Origin of the sequence: Protaetiibacter larvae, assembly GCF_008365275.1 — a bacterium.
GTDB lineage: Bacteria > Actinomycetota > Actinomycetes > Actinomycetales > Microbacteriaceae > Homoserinibacter > Homoserinibacter larvae.
The window spans coordinates 2,123,002-2,143,235 of record NZ_CP043504.1 but is presented as its reverse complement, the minus strand read 5'-3'; the positions used below and the strand labels follow the sequence as shown (position 1 = coordinate 2,143,235).

Below are 20,234 nucleotides of genomic sequence, written 5' to 3'. Positions count from 1 at the left end.
GACGTGGACATCGACCTCGCCGTACTGCGGCTCATGGAGCGCGAGCGGGAGATCCCCTTCGACGAACTGGTTCAGATCATCGAGCAGGCCATTCTGACGGCCTACCTCAAGCACACCGGGAAGACCGCCGACTCGGGGGCCCGCGCGGAGCTCGACCGCAAGTCGGGTCACGTCGCCATCTACCTGCCCGAGTTCGACGAGGACGGCGAGCAGATCGGCGAGGGCATCGACTCGCCCGACGACTTCGGGCGCATCGCCGCCTTCGCCGCCAAGCAGGTGATCAACCAGCGTCTGCGCGACATCGGCGACGACAAGGTGCTCGGCGAGTTCCGCGGACGCGAGGGCGACATCGTGGCGGGCGTCATCCAGCAGGGACCGAACCCGCGGATGGTGCACATCGACCTCGGCACGGTCGAGGCGATCCTGCCGCCCGAGGAGCAGGTGCCGGGCGAGGAGTACCCGCACGGCGCGCGCATCCGCGTCTACGTGACGAGCGTCGCGAAGGGGCTCAAGGGCCCGTCGATCACGGTCAGCCGCACCCACCCGGGTCTCGTGCGCAAGCTCTTCGCACTCGAGGTGCCCGAGATCGCCTCGGGCCTGGTCGAGATCGCCTCGCTCGCGCGCGAGGCGGGCCACCGCACCAAGATCGCGGTGCGCGCCACCCAGCCCGGCATCAACGCGAAGGGCGCCTGCATCGGGGAGCTCGGGGCGCGCGTGCGGGCGGTCACCGCGGAGCTCGGCGAGGAGAAGATCGACATCGTCGACTGGTCGAACGATCTGCCGACCTTCGTCGCGAACGCGCTCTCGCCGGCGAAGGTGTCGAGTGCGTTCGTCGTGGACGAGTCGCTCAAGGCCGTGCGTGCCCTCGTTCCCGACTACCAGCTCTCGCTCGCGATCGGCAAGGAGGGCCAGAACGCCCGCCTCGCCGCCAAGCTCACCGGTGCTCGCATCGACATCCAGCCCGACTCCGTGATGGAGTCCTGACCTCCGTTTCATGGCGCGGCTGGAGCTACGACCTCACAGCGGGAGGCGTTTCTCCCGCCCGCAGGTCACGGCTCCAGCCGCGCCATGGCAGGGCGAGCCGGAGTGGGGCGAAGGGAAGGGGTAGTATGGATGCCGTCAGAACCTGCCTGGGTTGCCGGCAGCGTGCTCCCCGAACCTCACTCGTGAGAATCGTCGCGCGCGACGGACGGGTCGTGGTGGATGCCGCGGCACGACTCCCGGGCCGTGGCGCCTGGGTCCATCCGGATCCCGGGTGCGTCGACACCGCCATCCGCAGACGCGCTTTCGGGCGTGCGCTCCGCGTGGCAACGGCGCTCGACACCACGGAACTGACGAACATCTACCCCAGACCCTGAAGAACAGGCTGAACGGCACATGGACAACTAATGAGCGGCTCGAAATGAGACCCCTCCACCCATAACGTCCGCTCCTGCCTGGAGCGGATCCAGACAGGAGAATTGTGGCCAACCCCCGCGTGCACGAGATCGCGAACGAACTCGGCATCGACAGCAAGATCGCCCTTGAGAAGCTCAAGGACATGGGCGAGTTCGTGAAGAGCGCGTCCTCCTCCATCGCGCCCCCGGTCGCGCGTCGCCTCAAGGCGGCACTGCAGGCCGAGGGTGTGGCGGCACCCGCGTCCCCGGCGCCCGCCGCGAAGCCCGCCCCGCGCCCCTCCGCCGCCAAGCCCGCCCCGGCGCCGGCCCCGGCCGCCGCGCCGAGCCCCGAGGCCGCGCCCGCAGCCGCCCCCGCGGAGCGTCCCGCCGCCGCGGAGCGTCCCGCCGCGGCGAGCCCCGGCGCCCCCGCAGCCCCGCGCCCCGGTGCCGCTGCAGGCCCGCGCCCCGGTGCCCCGCGTCCCGGCAACAACCCCTACGCGCCGAGCCAGGGCATGCAGCGTCCCGGTGCCCCGCGTCCCGGCAACAACCCCTTCTCCTCGACGCAGGGCATGCCGCGTCCGGGCGGCGGCGCCATCCCGCGCCCCGCGGCCCCGCGTCCCGGTGCTCCGCGTCCCGGTGCGCCGCGTCCGGGCGGCCCCGGCCGTCCCGGTGCGCCGTTCCAGCAGCGTCCCGGCGGCCCCGGTCGTCCCGGTGGTGCGGGCGGCGGCTTCCAGCGCCCCGGCGGCGGTCCCGGTGCCGGAACGGGCGGCGGCTTCGCCGGTCGTCCCGGTGGGGGCGGCGGCCGTGGCCGCGGTCCCGGCGGCGGCACCGCGGGTGCCTTCGGCAAGGGCGGCGGCAAGTCGCGTGCCCGCAAGTCGAAGCGCACGAAGCGCGCCGAATTCGAGATGCGGGATGCCCCGCAGCTCGGCGGCGTCAGCGTCCCCCGCGGCGACGGCAAGGCCGTCATCCGGCTGCGCCGGGGTGCGTCCATCAGCGACCTCGCCGACAAGCTCGAGACGCTGACCGGATTCACCGTGCAGCCGGGGGCGCTCGTCACCGCCCTTTTCCACCTGGGCGAGATGGCCACTGCGACCGAGTCGCTCGACGAGGCGACCTTCAAGATCCTCGGCGAGGAGCTCGGCTACAACATCCAGGTCGTGAGCCCGGAGGACGAGGACAAGGAGCTCCTCGAGGGCTTCGGTCTCGACCTCGCGCAGGAGCTCGAGGACGAGGACGACGAGGATCTCGAGATCCGTCCCCCCGTCGTCACCGTCATGGGTCACGTCGACCACGGAAAGACCAAGCTGCTGGACGCCATCCGCAAGGCCAACGTGGTCGCGGGCGAGGCCGGCGGCATCACCCAGCACATCGGCGCCTACCAGGTGTGGACCGAGCACGAGGGGCTGGAGCGCGCGATCACCTTCATCGACACCCCGGGTCACGAGGCGTTCACCGCCATGCGTGCCCGCGGTGCCCAGGTGACCGACATCGCGATCCTCGTGGTCGCCGCCGACGACGGCATCATGCCGCAGACGGTGGAGGCCCTGAACCACGCCCAGGCGGCGAACGTGCCGATCGTGGTCGCGGTCAACAAGATCGACAAGCCGGGCGCCAACCCCGCCAAGGTGCGTCAGCAGCTGACCGAGTTCGGGCTGGTCGCCGAGGAGTACGGCGGCGAGACGATGTTCATCGACGTCTCGGCGCTGAACAACATCGGCATCAACGAGCTGCTGGATGCGGTGCTCCTCACCGCGGATGCCGGTCTCGACCTGCGCGCGAACCCCAACAAGGATGCGCGCGGTGTGGCGATCGAAGCCAAGCTCGACAAGGGCCGCGGTGCGGTCGCGACCGTGCTCATCCAGTCCGGAACGCTGCGCGTCGGCGACGCGATCGTCGCGGGCACCGCCTACGGTCGCGTGCGCGCGATGCACGACGAGAACGGCGACCCGGTCGAGGAGGCCTGGCCGTCGCGTCCCGTGCAGGTGCAGGGCCTCTCGTCGGTGCCTCGCGCCGGCGACACCTTCCTCGTCACCGAGGAGGACCGCACGGCCCGCCAGATCGCCGAGAAGCGCGAAGCCGTCGAGCGCAACGCCCAGCTGGCCAAGGCCCGCAAGCGCATCTCGCTCGAGGACTTCACCCGCGCGCTCGAAGAGGGCAAGGTCGACTCGCTCAACCTCATCATCAAGGGCGACGTCTCCGGTGCCGTCGAGGCGCTCGAGGAGTCGCTGCTCAAGATCGAGGTCGACGACTCGGTTCAGCTGCGCATCCTCCACCGCGGTGTGGGCGCGATCACCGAGTCGGATGTGGATCTCGCCACCATCGACAACGCGATCGTCATCGGCTTCAACGTGCGCCCCGACGTGAAGGCGCGCGAGCGGGCCGCTCGCGAGGGCATCGACATCCGCTTCTACTCGGTCATCTACTCGGCACTCGACGACATCGAGCAGTCCCTCAAGGGCATGCTCAAGCCCGAGTTCGAAGAGGTGCAGTCGGGTGTCGCCGAGATCCGCGAGGTGTTCCGCTCCTCGAAGTTCGGCAACATCGCCGGTGTCATCGTCCGCTCCGGCACGATCACGCGCAACGCGAAGGCGCGCGTCATCCGCGAGGGCGTGGTGCTCGCCGACGGGCTCGCCATCGAGTCGCTGCGTCGCTTCAAGGACGACGTCACCGAGGTCAAGACCGACTTCGAAGCCGGTATCGGCCTCGGCAAGTTCAACGACATCCAGATCGGCGACGAGATCGAGACGATCGAGCTGGTCGAGAAGCCGCGCGGCTAGTCATCGGGTGGTGCCGGGGCGACGCTCCGGCACCACCGTCGACTCTCGAGAGGAGAGACTCATGGGCGAGAACCCCCGGGCGGCGAAGGTCGCCGATCGCATCCGCGAGATCATCGCGCAGCGGCTGGAGCGCGGGATCCGCGATCCGCGGCTGGGTTTCGTGACGATCACGGATGTGCGCGTGACGGGCGACCTCCAGCACGCGAGCGTCTTCTACACCGTGTACGGCTCCGACGAGGAACGCGCCGACTCGGCTGCCGCGCTGACCGCGGCGACCGGGCTGCTGCGCACCGAGGTGGGCCGGAACCTCAGCCTGCGGCTCACCCCGAGCCTCGAGTTCATCGCGGATGCGGTGCCCGAGAACGCGGCGGCGATCGACTCGCTGCTGCGCGAGGCGGCGGAGCGCGACCGGGAGGCCGCAGCCCTCGCCGCGAACGCCGCCTACGCGGGCGACGAGGATCCGTACGTCAAGCCGCGTGAGCGCGACGAGGATGACGACGAGGCCTGAGCCCGCGGCGGTGCGGGCCGCGGTGGTGGCGGACGCGCACGGGATCACGCGCGTGCATCACACCGCGTGGCGGGAGACCTACACGCGGCTGCTGCCCGAGGGGGCGCTCGACGTGCTCGACGAGGACGCCTTCGCCACGCGCTGGGCGTCGATCATCGACGACGACGTGACCTCCGTGCACGTCGCCGAGCGGGGTGGCGAGATCGTCGGGTGGTGTTCGGCGAGCGCGGGCCGCGATGAGGACCGTCCGAGGGATGCCGAGCTCGAAGGCATCTACGTCCTGGCGAGCGAGTACGGCACGGGGACCGGCCAGGCGCTGCTCGATGCCGCGATCGCGGACCGGCCGGCCTACCTCTGGGTAGCCGACGACAACCCCCGAGCACGGGCCTTCTACGCGCGCAACGGCTTCCACCCCGACGGCGTGAACGACGTGCACCACCTGCTCGGGCACCCGCTGCCCGCGGTCCGCCTCGTGCGCTGAGCGCGCGGTGCCGAGATCGCCGGGAATCGGGACGGCGTCCGGCGCGTTGCGCCCAGGGTGACCCTCGCGCTCTCCGTCCTCGATCTCGTCCCGGTTCGCGCGGGGCAGAGCTCCGCGCAGGCGGTCGCCGCCTCGATCGCGCTCGCGCGCCGCGCGGACGAGCTCGGCTGCACGCGCTACTGGTTCGCCGAGCACCACAACATGCCGGCGGTGGCATCCACCGCGCCTCCCGTGCTCATCGCCGCGGTCGCGGCGTCGACCTCCCGCATCCGTGTCGGCTCGGGCGGCGTCATGCTGCCGAATCACGCGCCGTTCACGGTGGCCGAGCAGTTCGCCGCGCTCGAGGCGCTCGCGCCGGGACGCATCGACCTGGGCGTCGGGCGTGCCCCGGGATCCGATCCGGTCATCACCGCGCTGCTGCGCTCGAGCGGGCCGACGAGCGAGGTGGATCGCTTCGAGGCGAATCTGCGCGACATCGAGGCGATCGTCGGCGAGGGTGCGGTGCTGTCGCTCGACACGGCCGACGGACTGCGCGAGTACGAGGTGAAGGCCACCCCCGCCGCCGCGAGCACGCCCACCATGTGGCTGCTCGGGTCGAGCGACTACTCCGCGCACCTCGCGGCCAGGCTGGGCCTGCCGTACGTGTTCGCCCACCACTTCTCGGGTGAGGGCACCGAGCGCGCGCTCGAGATCTACCGTCGCGAGTTCCGGGCATCCGAGGCGCTCGATGCCCCGCGCACCTTCCTCACCCTCAACGTGGTGGCCGCGGACACGGCCTCGGAGGCGGAGGCCCGCGCGCAGCCCGCGCTGCAGAACATGGCGCGGATGCGCACCGGGAAGCCCCTGCGGGTGCTCGACACGGTCGAGGCGGCCGCGCGGGAGGAGCTCGACGTGGCCTCCCGGCACGTGATCGACCTCATGCGCGAGCGCTGGATCATCGATGCCGCGGATGAAGCAGCGGCACGGGTGCGGCGGCTCGCGGAGCAGTTCGGGGTGGACGAGGTGATGGTGTCGCCGGGAGCGGGCGCGCGCGAGAGCGAGCCGCTCGACCGCGTGCCGGGACGCGAGCGCACACTCGAGCTGCTCGCGGAGCGGCTGCTCGCCTGAGCTGTTCGCCTATGCCGCGTCCCCAGATGCCTGTGAGGGATCGAAATCTTCCTGCACCCGCGGAAGGTGCCACCGATTGGCATTCAAGTAGTTGAGGATGAGTGTGTTCGACGGATGCCGCCGCAACGCGGCGTCCACACGATCGCGGGAACCACCAGCCTGCCAAAGTCCGAGCGCGAGCACTCTCAACACCAGCGGATCGCTTGTTGTGTCGATCCGGTTTGCAATCGCAGTGCGCACTGAACTGGTCGGGGCAGAGCCCAGGCGTTGAACGGCCACCGCGACCTGCTGCAGGCTTTGACTCGACGCGAGCCACCCCATGAGGACTTGGCGTGCGTCGGGGGACAGCACGTCGGAAGGTAGGGCGAGGGCGTGTTGAGCTGAAGTCCACTCCAGGTACGGCCAGTTGCGCTCTTGCTCGCGCACGAACCAACTACTCGGGTCGAGAGGCAGCCGCGCGCAGTAGTGCGCTCTCGAGATGAATCGGCTCAGGTGGTCGGCGGCGTGAGGCAAGTATCGGGCTGCTCCGAGCCATTCGTCGATCCGATCGAACCTCTCGAAGTGACGCAGGCTCTTGAGGACGAGGCCTGCCAGGGTTCGGCTCGAATCTCTTGGGGCGGCCAACAGTCGATCCTCCGCGTCTTCGAGTTCTGATGCGTCGATAACGGTGGAGAACGCGTCCGGATAGTCGTCCGAGAACGCAGCTTCATCTCGGGTAACCAGGATTAGCCTTTGTGCCTCAAGCTGAAGCGCGGCCGCGCTTTCAGATCCGGTCGTCACCTTAGTTTTCGATGTGTTGATCTCGAGCCCGAACTGGCGGCCGAATTCCTGAAGCTGCACCAGGGTTCGGTATAGCGCGGCTTCAGAGCCTTCGAAGCTGATGTCGTCCATCCACCGACGAGCGCCGGTGAGCCGACCCTCGTCAATTGCCGCCAGAAGAAGGTCGTCGATGTCACGAAGCGCGATGTTCGCAAGCATCGACGATGCAATGCTGCGTTGGGTCAAGCCACTGCGGGTGGACAATCGGCAGTGAGAGTTCAAGACGTCTTCGATGACCCCTAGCGGCGCGCCAGCTATGCCACTGTCGGTGAGCGATCGAATCAGCAGCTGGACGTCCACCGTCGCGAAGAAGGATGTGATGTCCGTTTGCGCAGCGAACGGTGACGTGGCGATTGGAGCCTGGCTGGCCTGATAGAGGCTCCACTCTGCAGCGGATGCAGAGAACACTCCGTCTCGCAGGCGCCAACCATAAACCCAATCAGGCAGGTTGTTGTGGAGGCGCGGAGCAATCGCGACAGCTGCGGATGTGTATGCAATCCTGCTAGCCGCATCCAGCACAACTGCTGGGCGTACACCTACATATGACTTTGGGAAGCTGAACGCGTGGAACGCGGGCCATGTGGTTCCGAATCTACCGGCGGTCTTTAGGACCCCGAGATCCCTCGGTTGTAGCGTCGACACGAATTGTGGCGAAGCCTCTGGCCAACCCCAGGGATCGCGGTACCAATCCCCGTACTTCTCTCCGTCGACCATTTTCGCGCCGAGTTCCAGATCGAGGCCAAGCGCGGGCATCGGGCCTCCACTCGATGGTGACGTCGCCTGAACTCTAGCGTCCGCTACTTCAGCAGGCGGTCCAGCACCCGATCCGAGAGCTTCTTGCCGCCCGTCTGACAGCCGGGGCAGTACTGGAAGGTGCGATCGGCGTAGATCACCTGCTGGATGCGGTCGCCGCACACCGGGCACGGCTCGCCGAAGCGGCCGTGCACCCGCAGCGTCGACTTCTTCTCGGCCTTGAGCTCCGACGCCGGCACCCTCTCGGCGCGCGCCACGGCATCTGCGAGGGTCGTGCGCAGGGCCGCGTAGAGCACGGCGGAGCGCTCCTCGCTCATCGCCGCGGGCGTGAACGGCGACATCTTCGCGAGGTGCAGGATCTCGTCCGAGTAGGCGTTGCCGATCCCGGCGATGACCGATTGATCGCACAGCACCCCCTTCAGCTGGGCGCGGCCGCGGGCGGCGAGGATGCGACGGAAGGCGTCGAGCGTGAAGGCGTCGTCGAGCGGATCGGGGCCGAGGCGCTGGATGCCGGGAACCTCGCCCGGGTCCCGCACCACGTGGATGGCGAGGCTCTTCCGGGTGCCCGCCTCGGTCACGTCGAAGCCGCTGCCGTCGTCGAGCTCGAGCCGCGCCGCGAGCGGCCCCGAGCCGGGACGCCCGGAGCTCTTCGGCGCCTCGGCGCGCCAGCGGATCCATCCCGCGCGGGCGAGGTGCATCACGAGGTGCAGGCCGCCGTCGGTGGCGAGGTCGAGGAACTTGCCGCGGCGGGTCACCGAGACGACTCGTTGCCCGCCGAGCGCTTCGAGCGGCGGGTCGTAGCTCTTGAGCGCCGGGAATGCCAGCAGCTGCATCCGTGCGATCTCGCGCCCGCGCAGGCGCGCGTCGAGATCGGCCGCGAGGGCGGTCACCTCGGGAAGCTCCGGCATCCGAACAGTGTGCCGCAGTGCGCCGATCCGCGGGTAGGTGGTGCGGTTTCGGCTGGTTGGCACCGGCGAAACCGCGCCAGCCAGCCGAAACCGCACCACCGCCTACTGGGACGGCAGGGCGTAGGCGCCGGATTCCTCCACGAGGAGACCGTCGCGGAGCAGGCCCGCGAGGGCGCGCTCGCGCTGGGCGGCATCCGGCCACAGCTCCGCGACGCGCGCGGCGGGCACGGGCAGCTCGCTCGCGCGCAGCTCGCGCAGGATGCGTCCGCGCACCTCGCGGTCGGATCCCGCGTAGGGCTTCTGCTTCGGGGCCGCCGGACCGTCGTAGCTCGGGTAGCCTGCGGCGCGCCAGGCGCAGGCGTCGGCGATCGGGCACGCATCGCAGTCGGGCGTGCGGGCCGTGCACACCACTTGGCCGAGCTCCATCATCCCGGCGTTGGCGAGCCTCGCCGCCGCCGGCTCGACCGGCAGGAGGGACTCCATGAGGGCGAGCTCCTCGGCGACCCGCGCCGGCCCGGGCTCAGCCACCCCGCGCACCGCCCGCGCGAGCACCCGACGCACATTGACATCCACCACGGGAACCCGGATGCCGTAGGCGAACGCCGCGACCGCCCGAGCCGTGTACGGACCGACCCCGGGCAGCGCGAGCAGCGCGTCGACCTCCGCGGGCACGACGCCGGCGTGGTGTTCGGTGATCGCGACGGCCGCCGCGTGCAGATTGAGGGCCCGGCGCGGGTAGCCGAGCCGATCCCAGGCGCGCACCGCCTCGCCACTCGGCACGGCCGCGAGCGCCGCGGGGGTCGGCCAGCGCTCGAGCCAGAGCTCGAGCCGCGGGATCACCCGCGCGACGGGCGTCTGCTGCAGCATGAACTCGGAGACGAGCACACCCCAGGCGGGGAACCCGGGCGCACGCCACGGGAGCGGGCGGTGCCCCGCGGCGAACCAGGCGGCGACGCGGGCGCCGATCCCGGCATCCCGACCTTCGCGCACCCTGCCAGATTAGGCTGACGGCATGGCGCGTTGGGCACCGGAGCGGCGGGACGTGATCGCCTCGCTCGTCGACGAGATCCTGCAGAACTATCGCCGCGGTCGCATCGCGATCGGCGTCGACGGGCCCGACGGCGCGGGGAAGACGGTGTTCGCGGACGATCTCGCCCGCGAGTTCGAGCGGCGCGGCGATGCGGTCGTGCGGGCCTCGATCGACGACTTCCACGCTTCCGCGGCGGAGCGGTACCGGCGGGGACGGTACTCGGCCGAGGGCTGCTACCGTGAGGGGTACCGCTACGACGTCTTCCGCCGGGTGCTCATCGAGCCGTTCCGGATGGCGGGGTCGGCGGCCTTCGTCACCGCCGCCTACGACTACGTCCGGGATGTGCCGGTGGAGCCGAAGTGGCGCACCGGGCCCGCCGACCTGTTCCTCGTGGTCGATGGTGTGTTCCTCAACCGGCCCGAGTTGCGCGGCGTCTGGAACTACACGCTCTGGCTCGACGCCGACCCCGAGGTGCGGGCGGAGCGGATGCGCGTGCGCGATGGCAGCGAGCCGAGCCCCGAGCTCGCGGCGCGCTACGCGGGCGCGCAGGAGCTGTACGAGCGCGACGCGCACCCGAGGCAGGCGGCGACGGCGATCATCGACAACACGGATCACGCCCATCCGCGGCGGGTGTTCGCCGACTCCTGCTGAGCGGGGAACCGGTGGCCGCTACAGGATGATGCGCGAGGCGACCTCGGTGGGGGAGAGGAAGGTCCCCGCCCGCTCCACCTCGTGCACGAGCGCGACGATCGCCGCGTTGACGGGCGCCGTGAGGCCGTGCTCGGCGGCCGCGGCGACCACGGCGCCGTTGAGGTAGTCGATCTCGGTCAGCTGCCCACGGCGGATGCTCTGCAGCGTCGACCCCGGGTTCGGAACGGCCCCCATCCGGCGGGCGAGCAGCCGGGGGAACTGCTGGCCGAGCACGAGGGGCAGCGCGCCGACGAGCCCGAGCAGGCTGCCGGAGACGCCCTGCACCCGGCCGAAGCGCACCCCGATGCGCCGGGCGATCCGTACCGTCTCGCGCATGCTCGCGGTCATGATGCGCCGAAGTCCCCGGTCGGCGACGACCTCCTGCACGCTCAGGCCCGTGATCGCCGGGAGCGCGTTGACGTGGTTGATGAGCAGCTTCGTCCACTGCGCGCCCGTGATGTCGTCCGTCACCTCGATCGGCACGGCCTCGGCGAGGACGGCCGCGAGACTCTCGAGCTGCGCACGGTCGGCGCCCGGCCCCGCGCCCACGATGACGGGCAGCGCCGCGGTCACGGTCACGTGACCCGGCTCGAGGTAGGAGGCGGCGAAGAGCGCGAGCCCGCCGAGCAGGGGGGAGTCGGGCGCCTCCTCGTGGGCGACGCGGAGCCCGCCGAGGCCGTTCTGCACCACGAGGATGGGCGTGCTGCCGATGCGGGTGGCGTTCGCGGCGAGCGCGGTCGCGGCATCCTGGGCCTTCGTCGCGAGCACCACGAGTTCCGGCGTCTCGGCGAGCGTGGCGTTCGCGGTGAGCCGCGCGAGGTGCTCACCCCAGCCGCCGTCGAGCCGCAGGCCGCCCGCGCGGATCGCGTCGAGCTGCGCGCCGCGGGCGGTCACCTCGACCTCGTGCCCCGCGGAGGCGAGCAGGGCGGCGAGCGTTCCGCCCACCGCGCCTGCCCCGATCACGCCGATCCGCATGCACCGAGCCTAGGCGCCGGCCTCCGCGACCACAGCCTCCGCGACCACAGCCTCCCCGATCACGGCATCCTCGTGCCCGGCTTCCTCGTGCCCGGCGGCCGCGCTCTGCCGGCGAGGGCGGGCGAGGCGTCCCGCGGGCAGCAGGATCGCGACGACCGCGGTGACCGCGATCACGGCGGCCCCCGTGAGGATGGCGGGGATCGCCGCATCCACGTAGCCCGTGGGGGTGAGCTGGCCTCCGGCGCCGGTGAAGACGGCGGTGAGCACCGCCACGCCGAGGGCGACGCCGATCTCGCGGATGGTCGAGTTGGCCCCCGAGGCCTTCGCCGTGTCGACGGGTGCGATGCGGGCGAGCACCGCGGTCGACGACGGCGCGAACACGAGCCCCATCCCGATGCCGGCGAGGATGAACGGTCCGACGAGCTCGGCGTAGGCCACCTCGGCGGTCATCGTCATGGCGAGCCAGAACAGCGCGGTCGCCTGGGCGACGAGTCCCGCAACGATGAGGTTCCGCGTGCCGATGCGCGGCGAGAAGGCTCCCGCGAGCGGGGCGACGACCATGGGCGCGAGCGTCCACGGCATCGTGAGCACGCCGGCTTCGAGTGCCGAGTAGCCCTGCACGATCTGCAGGAACTGGATGAGGATGAACACCGAGCCGAACATCCCGAATCCGAAGCCGAGTCCGACCGCGTTCGCCACGCTGAACGATCGGTCGCGGAACAGCCGCAGCGGCAGCAGGGGCGCGGTGGTGCGCGACTCCCATACGACGAACAGCACGAGCAGGATGCCGCCGCCGATGAGCCCGAGCAGCACCTCGGGGCTGTCCCAGCCCGCGTCGTTGCCGCGCACGATGCCCCAGACGAGGCCCAGCACACCCAGCCCCGCGAGCACGAGGCCCAGCAGGTCGGCGCGCAGCTTCTCGCCGAAGGCGTTGGGCAGCAGCGCGAGCGCGAGCGGCACGGCGATCACGCCGATCGGCACGTTGAGCCAGAAGATGGCGTTCCAGTTCCAGCCGTCGACGACGGCGCCGCCGACGAGCGGTCCCGTGGCGACGGCGATGCCGGAGATGCCGCCCCAGATGCCGATCGCGAGGGGCCGGCGGCGATCCGGCACGGATCCGGCCAGCAGCGAGAGCGAGAGCGGCATGATCGCGGCGCCGCCGAGCCCCTGCACCGCACGGGCGACGATGAGCTGCGCGGGGTCGGTCGCGAGCGCCGCCGCCGCGGAGGCGAGGGTGAACAGCAGGATGCCGCCCACGAAGAAGGTGCGGCGCCCGAATCGATCGCCGAGGGCGACGGTCATGAGGATGAAGCTCGCGAAGGCGAGCGTGTAGGCGTTCATGAACCACTGCAGCTCTTCGATGCTCGCACCGAGGTCGAGGCGGATCGCGGGGAGCGCGTTGGTCATCACGAGGTTGTCGAGCGTCGCCATGAACATGGGCAGGGCGGTGGCGAGCACGACGAGCCCGAACGGGATCCGTCGCGGCGGGCGGGTCGAGGCCTCGGGAGTGGGGGAGGTGGTCATGATTGCTCCGATGGTCGGCGGCGGATGCATGAAAGTGGTAATCGAATGATTACAACGTGCGAGACTAGTAATCGATTGATAACATGTCAAGCATGACGACGACGGCGCCCGAGCCGGCGACCCGGATGCGGTCCGAGGATCGCCGACTGCTCATCCTGGAGGCGGCCACCGCGGTCTTCGGCGAGCGCGGCTACCACGGTGCGACCACCGACGTGATCGCCCGCGCGGCGGGCGTCAGCCAGCCCTACGTCGTGCGCATCTTCGGCAGCAAGGAGGCGCTGTTCCTCGAGGTCGTCGACCGCGCGCTCGAGCGCATCCTCGGCTCGTTCCGCGCGGCGCTCGACGAGGCCGCGGGATCGGACGCCCAGCTCGGCCCGCACGAGCTCGCGGGCTGCGTCGCCCGGCACTACGTCGACCTGCTCGCCGACCGCGGACTGCTGCTGTGCCTCATGCAGGCGTTCCTGCTGGGCTCCGACCCGGTCGTGGGTCCCGCCGCCCGAGGCGGGCTGCGTCGCGTGCATGTCTTCCTGCGCGACGAGGTCGGGCTCGCGCCCGACGACATCCGCGAGTTCCTCGCCAACGGCATGCTGCTCAACACCGTGGTGGGACTGCGGATGGCCGACGACTACGAGAGCGACCCGGTCTCGCGCGAACTGCTCGACCAGGTGCTGCCCACCAAGCTCCCCCTGCTGCTCGAACTGCGGAACCGCGAGTCGTGACGAGCGGACTGCTGCTCGTCGACAAGCCGTCCGGCATCACGAGCCACGACGTCGTCGCGCGCGCCCGGCGCCTGCTGGGCACGCGCAAGGTCGGGCACGCCGGCACCCTCGATCCGATGGCGACCGGGCTGCTGCTGCTGGGCGTCGAGAGCGCGACGCGGCTGCTGAGCTATCTCGTGGGGCTCGACAAGGAGTACACGGCGACCATCCGGCTGGGGGCCGCGACCGACACCGACGACGCCGACGGCGAGATCGTGTCGCGAGCCGACGCGAGAGGCGTCGGGGATGCCGCGATCGCCGCCGGCATCGCCGCGCTCACGGGCCCGCTCGAGCAGATCCCGAGCAGCTTCAGCGCCATCAAGGTCGACGGCCGACGCGCCTACGATCTGGCCCGCGCAGGTCACGAGGTGACCCTGGCGGCGCGGCCCGTGGTCATCCGCACCTTCGAACTGCTCGCGACGCGGCGCGAGGGCGCGGTCATCGACCTCGAGGTGCGGGTGGAGTGCAGTTCGGGCACCTACATCCGCTCCCTCGCGCGCGACCTCGGTGCGGGGCTCGGCGTGGGGGGCCACCTCACGGCGCTGCGGCGCACCCGCGTGGGGCCCTTCGCGGTCGCGGATGCCGTGGAGCTGCCGGATCCGCGCGCCGATCCGGATGCGGTCGCGCGCTTCCCCGCGGCCGAGGTGCTGCTCGATCCGGCCGACGTCGCGGCGCGACTGTTCCCGGTCGTCCGCCTCGACGGCGACACCACCCGCGACCTCGCGCACGGCAAGCGCGTGGCGATCGACGCGCCCGACGCCGAGGTCGCGGCCGCGCTGACCCCCGAGGGGCGCCTCGCGGCCCTCGTCGAGATCCGTGCCGAGCGCGCGCGCGTGCTGCTCGGTCTTCCGACCGCGGAGGTGCTGCCGTGATCCTGCCGTTCACGATCGTCCAGCTGGTGCTCGCCTGCCTCGTCGGTCTGCTCGCCGTGGTGCTGGGGCTCATCGGCCGTAAGCCCAATGACCTCACGGTGCTCTCGCTCGCGGCGGTCGAGCTGCTGCTCGTCGCCCAGGCGGTGGTGGCGATCGTCGCGCCGGCGGCCGGCAACCCGCCCACCGGCAACCCCGTCGAGTTCTGGGCGTACCTGATCTCCGCCCTCGTCATCCCGCCGCTCGCGATCGTGTGGGGGCTCGTGGAGCGCACCCGCTGGTCGAACGTCGTGCTCGGGGCGGCCGCCTTCGCCATCGCCGTGATGCTGTGGCGCATGGAGCAGATCTGGAACGTGCAACTCGCCTGAGCCGCGGCACGGGGAGGGATAGTCTGGACGGGATGTCCGCCCAGACCCGTTCGTCCCGTTCCCGAGCGCCGCGTTCCCGAGCATCCGGCATCGGGCGCGTGCTCGTCGCCGTCTACGCGATCCTCGCGATCGCCGCCCTCGGCCGCTCGGTCTTCCAGATCATCGACCGCTTCGCCGAGGCGCCCATCGCCTTCACGCTCTCCGGGGTCGCCGCCATCGTGTACGTGCTCGCGACGCTCTCGCTCGCCCTGGGCTGGGACCGCCTCGCCTGGGTCACCATCAGCTTCGAGCTCGCGGGTGTGCTCGTGATCGGCACCCTCTCGCTCGTGGCGCCCGGTGTGCTCGGTCTCGAGGACTCCAACCCCTTCGGTCGCGAGGCCACGGTGTGGAGCGCCTTCGGTGCGGGCTACCTCTTCGTGCCGCTCGTGCTGCCCGTGCTCGGCATCCTGTGGCTGCGTCGCCGCGCGCGGGTGACCGCGAGCGCCTGATGGAGTTCTTCGACTCCCTCGAGGCCGTGCCCGGAGGCTTCGGTCCGAGCGCCGTCACGATCGGCAAGTTCGACGGGGTGCACACCGGTCACCGGATGGTGCTCGCGCGGCTCGCCGCCGTGGCGGCCGAACGCGGGCTCGTCACGGCTGTCGTGACCTTCGACCGGCATCCGCTGTCGTTGCTGGCGCCCGCGTTCTGCCCCTCGCCGCTCGTGAGCAACGCGCAGAAGCGCGAACTGCTCGAGGACGCCGGCGTCGACGCGACCCTCATGCTCGCGTTCGATCAGCAGCTCGCCGATCTCGAGCCCGAGGAGTTCGTGCGCCGCGTGATCGTGGATGCCCTGCGCGCGCGGGTTGTGCTCGCGGGCAGCGACTTCCGGTTCGGGCGCAAGGGCGCGGGCGATGTGGCGCTGCTGCGCCTGCTCGGCGAGGCGAGCGGCTTCGACGTGGTGCTCATCGACGACGTGCGCGCGGGGGAGGAGCGCCCCGGCGAGCCGACCGAGCGTCGCGCCTCCTCGACGTGGGTGCGCGAGGCGCTCGAAGCGGGACGCGTCGCGGAGGGCGCCCGGGTGCTCGGGCGGCTGCCGTCCGTGCGCTCGGTCGTCGTCGCGGGGGAGCGGCGCGGGCGCGAGCTCGGCTACCCGACCGCCAACCTCGACCCCGTGCGGCTCGAGGGCTTCCTGCCGGCCGACGGGGTGTACGCCGCCTGGGCGACCGTCGACGGGGTGCGGTATCCGGCCGCGGTGTCGATCGGCAACAATCCGACCTTCGACGGCGTCCCGCAGCATCAGGCCGAGGCGCACCTGCTGGACGTCGAGCTGGATCTCTACGGCCGCACGATCGAGCTCGCGTTCGTGGACTTCGTGCGCGGCATGGAGAAGTTCGACTCGCTCGACGAGCTCATCGCCGCGATTCGCCGCGACGCGGACGAGGCGCGCCGGATCCTCGCGGAGCGCGGGTGACCGTGCGCCCGCTCTGGGCGGGCCGCTCCCTCGCACTGGTCGGCATCCTGCTCGTCGCCCTGAGCCTGCGCACCCCGGTCGCGGCGCTCTCGCCGATCCTCGACCGCATCGACGACGACATCGTGCTCGGGCCGCTCGTGCTCGGCATCATCGGCGCAGCGCCGCCGCTCGCGTTCGCGGCGAGCGGGCTGCTCGCGCCGTGGGTGGCCCGGCGTCTGGGCCTCGAGCGGGGGCTGCTCGCGGCGCTCGCCGCCATGGTCCTCGGCCATCTGGGTCGCGCGGTCGCGCCGGAGTCGACCGTCCTGACCCTCGCGAGCGTCGTGACGCTGCTCGGGGTGGGTGTCGGCAACGTGCTGCTGCCGCCCGTCGTGCGACGCTACTTCCCCGACCGCGTGGGCCTCGTGACCTCGCTCTACGCGACCCTGCTGTCGATCTCGACGGCGGTTCCTGCGCTCATCGCGGTGCCCGTGGCGGATGCCGTCGGGTGGCGCCTGTCGCTCGCGATGTGGGTGCTCGTGAGCGCGGTCGCCGCGATCCCGTGGGTCGCCGTGCTCCTCGAGCGCCGCCCGGTGCCGGTCGTCGCGCCGGGCGACGAGGTGCGCACCGGTCCGATCGAACTGGGGGCGATCGAGCTGGGCGACGCGCAGGCCGCCGCGACGGAGGCGGCCGTCGAGTCGCATCCGGCGCCCCGCGCGCGTGTCGGGGCGCGGATGCTGCGATCGCCCACCGCCTGGGCGATCGCGGTCATGTTCGGCAGCTCGAGCCTGGCGGCCTACGCGTGCTTCGCCTGGCTGCCGAAGCTGCTCGTGGAGCACGCGGGTGCCGACGACGCGGCGGCGGGTGCCCTGCTCGCGCTGTATGCCTTCATGGGCTTCCCGGCCGGACTGATCGTGCCGGTGGTGGCGGCGCGGTTCCCGCGCAGCGCCGCGTGGCTCGCGCTGCTGGGCGGGGCGTTCTTCGTGGTCGGCTATCTGGGGCTGCTGCTGGTGCCGGGTACGGCCACGGCGCTCTGGGTGGCGAGCGCCGGCTCCGGTCCGCTGCTGTTCCCGCTCGCGCTCGTGCTCATCAACCTGCGCTCGTCGAGCCCCGAGACGACGGTCGCGCTCTCCGGCTTCGTGCAGACGATCGGCTATCTGCTGGGTGCGGTCGGTCCGTTCGTGGTCGGGATGCTGCATGACGCGAGTGGCGGATGGACGGTGCCGCTCGTCTTCCTGCTCGTGGTCGTCGTCCTGGTGCTTCCGGTCGCCGCGCTGCTCGCCCGGGGGCGCACGGTCGACTCCGAGATCTGAGCCGGGCGCGTCGCTCGAGTTGCGGCGGGGGGACCGTCCCCGAGTGGACGCTCGGCGTAGCGTGGGAGCGGTGGAGGCGCTGCGACTCGAACGCGAGATCGACCTCCCGCGCGAGATCGTGTGGGAGGCCCTCGTCGACCCCGTGCTCGTCGAGGGCTGGCTGCACCCGAGCGAGCGTCTCGTCACGGGCACCGTCCCGGTCGTCTTCGCCGAGCCCGACACCCCGGAGCTCCCCGCCGTGCTGCAGGTGAGCTCCCGGGCGTTCGGGGAGCTGCGGATCGAGTTGGAGGCACGTCCCGGGGGCACGCGCGGCACCCGCACCCGCCTGGTGCTCGAGGCGTCCGACGAGTGGGGGCGGCTCGCCGACCGCTCGCGGCTGTGGTCGTTGCGACTCGACCAGCTGGAGTCGGTGCTGCGGGGTCATCCGGTCGACTGGGCGCACTGGTCCGAGGCTCATCGCGCGGAGGACGCGACGGCGCGGCTCGAGGCCGCGCATCGCGGCGCGCGCTGAGGCCGATCGCGCCCGCGGCTGCTCATCTGAGCACGCCCACCCGCAGATGGTGGTGCCGTCGGACGCGTCCGGGTAGCGTCGAGGCGAGGAGATGATGGACGAGGAACTGCTCGCGGTGCGCGTCGCCGAGCTCTACTACGACGAGAACAAGACGCAGGACGAGATCGGCGGACTGCTCGGCATCTCGCGCTGGAAGGCGGGCCGCCTGCTCGCCGAGGCGCGCGAGCGGGGCATCGTGCGCATCGAGATCGTGCATCCGCGCGCGCGTCGCCTGACCGTCGAGCGGCAGTTGCGCGAGCGCTTCGGTCTCGTCGACGCCGTCGTCGTGCCCACCCCCGAGGGCGAGCTCGGCGTGACCGCGCGTGTCGCGCAGGCCGCGGCCGACTTCCTCACCAGCCTGCGGCCCGTGCCGCGGGTGCTCGGGGTGAGCTGGGGTCGCACCCTCACCGAGGTGGCCGAACGGATCCCCGACGGGTGGGCCACCGGGGTCACGGTCGTGCAGATCAACGGCGGGGTGAGCCTCAACCGGCGCCCCGGCACGGCCGCGACGCTCGCCTCCACGATCGCCCACCGCGGGCGCGGCCAGGTGGTGCTGCTGCCGAGCCCCGCCATCCTCGAACGGCTGTCCACCAAGCAGGCCATCGAGTCGGATCGCACCGTCGCGGCGGTGCTCGAGCGGGCGGCATCCGCCCACGCCTACCTCTACAGCGCGGGCGTCGGCGACGAGCATTCCGCGCTCGTGGAGAGCGGCTACCTGCGCGCCGAGGACGTCGAGGAGCTCGCCCGCAAGGGGGCCATCGGCGATGTCGTGGGGCGCTACATCGACGCCAACGGCAACATCGTGGATCCGGCGCTCGACGAGCGCACACTGGGACTGGGACTCGACCACCTGCGCGCCGCATCCACGGCGATCTTCGTGGTCGCGGGTCAGGCCAAGCACGACATCGCGCGGGCGGTCGTGCTGAGCGGCCTGTGCACCGTGCTCATCACCGACGAATCGACCGCTCGCGCACTCCTGGAGGACTCATGAGCATCCCATCCACGGCTCTGGCACCCGCCGAGCGCGCCGTGCGGCTGCTGGGCGGCGACCTCACGGAACGCGGCCTGCGGCAGTATCTCGACGGTCTGAGCGGGGTGGATGCCGTGGGCCTCGAGCAGCGCGCAGCAGCCCTCGGCACCCGCTCGATCAAGACGAGCTCCAAGGCGTGGGCGCTCGATCGCATCATCGAGCTCATCGACCTCACCACCCTCGAAGGCGCCGACACGCCCGGCAAGGTGCGCTCGCTCGTCGCGAAGGCGCTCACCCCGGACGCCTCGGACCCCACCACCCCGCGGGTGGCGGCGGTGTGCGTCTACGGCGACATGGTGCCGGCGGCGGTCGAGGCGCTCGGCGCCGCCCACGGCGACCCGGACGACGGCCTCGTCTCGGTCGCCGCCGTCGCGACCGCCTTCCCCTCCGGGCGCGCCTCGCTCGCGGTCAAGCTCGCCGACACGCGCGATGCCGTTGCGGCGGGCGCCGACGAGATCGACATGGTCATCGACCGCGGGGCGTTCCTCGCGGGCGACTACGGCACCGTCTTCGAGCAGATCGTGGCCGTCAAGGAGGCCTGTCGCCGCGACGACGGCAGCTTCGCGAGCCTCAAGGTGATCCTCGAGACGGGCGAGCTGTACGGCTACGACAACGTGCGCCGGGCATCCTGGCTCGCGATCCTCGCGGGAGGCGACTTCATCAAGACCTCCACCGGCAAGGTCGCGCCCGCTGCGACGCTGCCGGTGACGCTGCTCATGCTCGAGGCGGTGCGCGACTGGCACCGGCTCACGGGGGAGTACGTGGGGGTCAAGCCCGCGGGCGGCATCCGCAGCTCGAAGGACGCCGTCAAGTACCTCGTGACCGTCGCCGAGACGGTCGGCGAGCAGTGGCTGCAGCCGCACCTGTTCCGCTTCGGCGCCTCGAGCCTGCTCAACGACGTGCTCCTGCAGCGCCAGAAGCTCCGCACCGGCCACTACTCCGGCCCCGACTACGTCACGATCGACTGAGGAC

Annotated in this window: 21 protein-coding genes; 16 read left to right on the top strand and 5 right to left on the bottom strand. The window is 71.5% G+C overall.

What is annotated here, in order from left to right; all coding sequences use genetic code 11:
• The first annotated feature begins 3 nt into the window (after positions 1-3).
• The 6 genes from nusA (at position 4) to FLP23_RS10090 (ending at position 6,249) form a co-directional block, all read left to right on the top strand.
• Entirely contained in the window at positions 4-984 is a 981-nt protein-coding gene (nusA, locus tag FLP23_RS10115) for a transcription termination factor NusA (protein WP_149325747.1), read from the top strand.
• A gap of 125 nt (positions 985-1,109) precedes the next feature.
• Positions 1,110-1,358 (top strand): YlxR family protein, encoded by a 249-nt coding sequence (locus FLP23_RS10110; RefSeq protein WP_149325746.1) that lies wholly within the window; start codon positions 1,110-1,112, stop codon positions 1,356-1,358.
• A 104-nt stretch (positions 1,359-1,462) separates the two neighbouring features.
• Positions 1,463-4,153: a translation initiation factor IF-2 gene (gene infB / locus FLP23_RS10105; protein ID WP_210413848.1), complete on the top strand. Its 2,691-nt coding sequence runs from the start codon at positions 1,463-1,465 to the stop codon at positions 4,151-4,153.
• Between the two features lie 61 nt (positions 4,154-4,214).
• Positions 4,215-4,661, top strand: a complete 447-nt coding sequence (gene rbfA / locus FLP23_RS10100) for a 30S ribosome-binding factor RbfA (RefSeq protein WP_149325745.1) — start codon at positions 4,215-4,217, stop codon at positions 4,659-4,661.
• Positions 4,645-5,142, top strand: a complete 498-nt coding sequence (locus FLP23_RS10095) for a GNAT family N-acetyltransferase (protein WP_149325744.1) — start codon at positions 4,645-4,647, stop codon at positions 5,140-5,142. The genes rbfA and FLP23_RS10095 overlap by 17 nt, the downstream gene beginning before the upstream one ends.
• 57 nt (positions 5,143-5,199) lie before the next feature.
• Complete coding sequence (locus FLP23_RS10090) at positions 5,200-6,249, top strand: LLM class flavin-dependent oxidoreductase (protein ID WP_210413846.1); 1,050 nt, start codon at positions 5,200-5,202, stop codon at positions 6,247-6,249.
• A gap of 9 nt (positions 6,250-6,258) precedes the next feature.
• Here FLP23_RS10090 and FLP23_RS10085 read toward each other — a convergent pair whose 3' ends face one another.
• The 3 genes from FLP23_RS10085 to FLP23_RS10075 all read right to left on the bottom strand — a co-directional run bounded on the left by FLP23_RS10085 (position 6,259) and on the right by FLP23_RS10075 (position 9,719).
• On the bottom strand, positions 6,259-7,782 hold the full coding sequence (locus FLP23_RS10085) for an RNA-directed DNA polymerase (protein ID WP_246140124.1): 1,524 nt from the start codon (positions 7,780-7,782) through the stop codon (positions 6,259-6,261).
• 83 nt (positions 7,783-7,865) lie between these two features.
• A complete protein-coding gene (locus tag FLP23_RS10080) occupies positions 7,866-8,729 on the bottom strand; it encodes an Fpg/Nei family DNA glycosylase (protein WP_149325741.1) in 864 nt (287 codons plus the stop codon).
• Positions 8,730-8,831: 102 nt separating this feature from the next.
• On the bottom strand, positions 8,832-9,719 hold the full coding sequence (locus tag FLP23_RS10075) for an HhH-GPD family protein (RefSeq protein ID WP_425468251.1): 888 nt from the start codon (positions 9,717-9,719) through the stop codon (positions 8,832-8,834).
• Between the two features lie 22 nt (positions 9,720-9,741).
• Here FLP23_RS10075 and FLP23_RS12300 point away from each other — a divergent pair, with 22 nt between their 5' ends.
• Positions 9,742-10,410 carry a nucleoside/nucleotide kinase family protein gene (locus FLP23_RS12300; RefSeq protein ID WP_168200427.1) on the top strand — a complete coding sequence of 223 codons (669 nt, stop codon included), beginning with the start codon at positions 9,742-9,744 and terminating at the stop codon, positions 10,408-10,410.
• 18 nt (positions 10,411-10,428) lie between these two features.
• Here FLP23_RS12300 and FLP23_RS10060 read toward each other — a convergent pair whose 3' ends face one another.
• Together FLP23_RS10060 and FLP23_RS10055 are read right to left on the bottom strand one after the other, a co-directional pair.
• Entirely contained in the window at positions 10,429-11,424 is a 996-nt protein-coding gene (locus FLP23_RS10060; RefSeq protein WP_149325738.1) for a ketopantoate reductase family protein, read from the bottom strand.
• A gap of 9 nt (positions 11,425-11,433) precedes the next feature.
• Positions 11,434-12,948, bottom strand: coding sequence for an MFS transporter (locus FLP23_RS10055; protein WP_149325737.1), 1,515 nt, complete (start codon positions 12,946-12,948; stop codon positions 11,434-11,436).
• A 92-nt stretch (positions 12,949-13,040) separates the two neighbouring features.
• Between FLP23_RS10055 and FLP23_RS10050 the strand changes: the two genes are divergently transcribed.
• From FLP23_RS10050 to deoC, 9 genes are all read left to right on the top strand, one after another.
• Positions 13,041-13,667: a TetR/AcrR family transcriptional regulator gene (locus tag FLP23_RS10050; RefSeq protein ID WP_168200426.1), complete on the top strand. Its 627-nt coding sequence runs from the start codon at positions 13,041-13,043 to the stop codon at positions 13,665-13,667.
• Positions 13,664-14,578, top strand: a complete 915-nt coding sequence (gene truB, locus FLP23_RS10045) for a tRNA pseudouridine(55) synthase TruB (RefSeq protein ID WP_149325735.1) — start codon at positions 13,664-13,666, stop codon at positions 14,576-14,578. Before FLP23_RS10050 ends, truB begins: the two co-directional genes overlap by 4 nt.
• Entirely contained in the window at positions 14,575-14,943 is a 369-nt protein-coding gene (locus tag FLP23_RS10040; protein ID WP_149325734.1) for a hypothetical protein, read from the top strand. The genes truB and FLP23_RS10040 overlap by 4 nt, the downstream gene beginning before the upstream one ends.
• 32 nt (positions 14,944-14,975) lie before the next feature.
• Positions 14,976-15,431 carry a hypothetical protein gene (locus tag FLP23_RS10035; protein ID WP_149325733.1) on the top strand — a complete coding sequence of 152 codons (456 nt, stop codon included), beginning with the start codon at positions 14,976-14,978 and terminating at the stop codon, positions 15,429-15,431.
• Positions 15,431-16,393 carry a bifunctional riboflavin kinase/FAD synthetase gene (locus FLP23_RS10030; RefSeq protein ID WP_149325732.1) on the top strand — a complete coding sequence of 321 codons (963 nt, stop codon included), beginning with the start codon at positions 15,431-15,433 and terminating at the stop codon, positions 16,391-16,393. Before FLP23_RS10035 ends, FLP23_RS10030 begins: the two co-directional genes overlap by 1 nt.
• A complete protein-coding gene (locus FLP23_RS10025; RefSeq protein ID WP_149325731.1) occupies positions 16,390-17,682 on the top strand; it encodes an MFS transporter in 1,293 nt (430 codons plus the stop codon). Before FLP23_RS10030 ends, FLP23_RS10025 begins: the two co-directional genes overlap by 4 nt.
• A gap of 70 nt (positions 17,683-17,752) precedes the next feature.
• Positions 17,753-18,193, top strand: a complete 441-nt coding sequence (locus FLP23_RS10020) for an SRPBCC family protein (protein WP_149325730.1) — start codon at positions 17,753-17,755, stop codon at positions 18,191-18,193.
• A 91-nt stretch (positions 18,194-18,284) separates the two neighbouring features.
• A complete protein-coding gene (locus tag FLP23_RS10015) occupies positions 18,285-19,223 on the top strand; it encodes a sugar-binding transcriptional regulator (protein WP_246139959.1) in 939 nt (312 codons plus the stop codon).
• Positions 19,220-20,230, top strand: a complete 1,011-nt coding sequence (gene deoC, locus FLP23_RS10010) for a deoxyribose-phosphate aldolase (protein ID WP_149325729.1) — start codon at positions 19,220-19,222, stop codon at positions 20,228-20,230. The genes FLP23_RS10015 and deoC overlap by 4 nt, the downstream gene beginning before the upstream one ends.
• Positions 20,231-20,234 lie beyond the last annotated feature (4 nt).

Coding starts and splice junctions, on each gene's coding strand:
- FLP23_RS10110 (WP_149325746.1), top strand. CDS start 1,110: ATGGATGCCGTCAGAACCTGCCTGGGTTGCCGGCAGCGTGCTCCCCGA.
- rbfA (WP_149325745.1), top strand. CDS start 4,215: ATGGGCGAGAACCCCCGGGCGGCGAAGGTCGCCGATCGCATCCGCGAG.
- FLP23_RS10095 (WP_149325744.1), top strand. CDS start 4,645: ATGACGACGAGGCCTGAGCCCGCGGCGGTGCGGGCCGCGGTGGTGGCG.
- FLP23_RS10085 (WP_246140124.1), bottom strand. CDS start 7,782: ATGGTCGACGGAGAGAAGTACGGGGATTGGTACCGCGATCCCTGGGGT.
- FLP23_RS10080 (WP_149325741.1), bottom strand. CDS start 8,729: ATGCCGGAGCTTCCCGAGGTGACCGCCCTCGCGGCCGATCTCGACGCG.
- FLP23_RS12300 (WP_168200427.1), top strand. CDS start 9,742: ATGGCGCGTTGGGCACCGGAGCGGCGGGACGTGATCGCCTCGCTCGTC.
- FLP23_RS10060 (WP_149325738.1), bottom strand. CDS start 11,424: ATGCGGATCGGCGTGATCGGGGCAGGCGCGGTGGGCGGAACGCTCGCC.
- FLP23_RS10055 (WP_149325737.1), bottom strand. CDS start 12,948: ATGACCACCTCCCCCACTCCCGAGGCCTCGACCCGCCCGCCGCGACGG.
- FLP23_RS10050 (WP_168200426.1), top strand. CDS start 13,041: ATGACGACGACGGCGCCCGAGCCGGCGACCCGGATGCGGTCCGAGGAT.
- FLP23_RS10035 (WP_149325733.1), top strand. CDS start 14,976: ATGTCCGCCCAGACCCGTTCGTCCCGTTCCCGAGCGCCGCGTTCCCGA.
- FLP23_RS10030 (WP_149325732.1), top strand. CDS start 15,431: ATGGAGTTCTTCGACTCCCTCGAGGCCGTGCCCGGAGGCTTCGGTCCG.
- FLP23_RS10015 (WP_246139959.1), top strand. CDS start 18,285: ATGATGGACGAGGAACTGCTCGCGGTGCGCGTCGCCGAGCTCTACTAC.
- deoC (WP_149325729.1), top strand. CDS start 19,220: ATGAGCATCCCATCCACGGCTCTGGCACCCGCCGAGCGCGCCGTGCGG.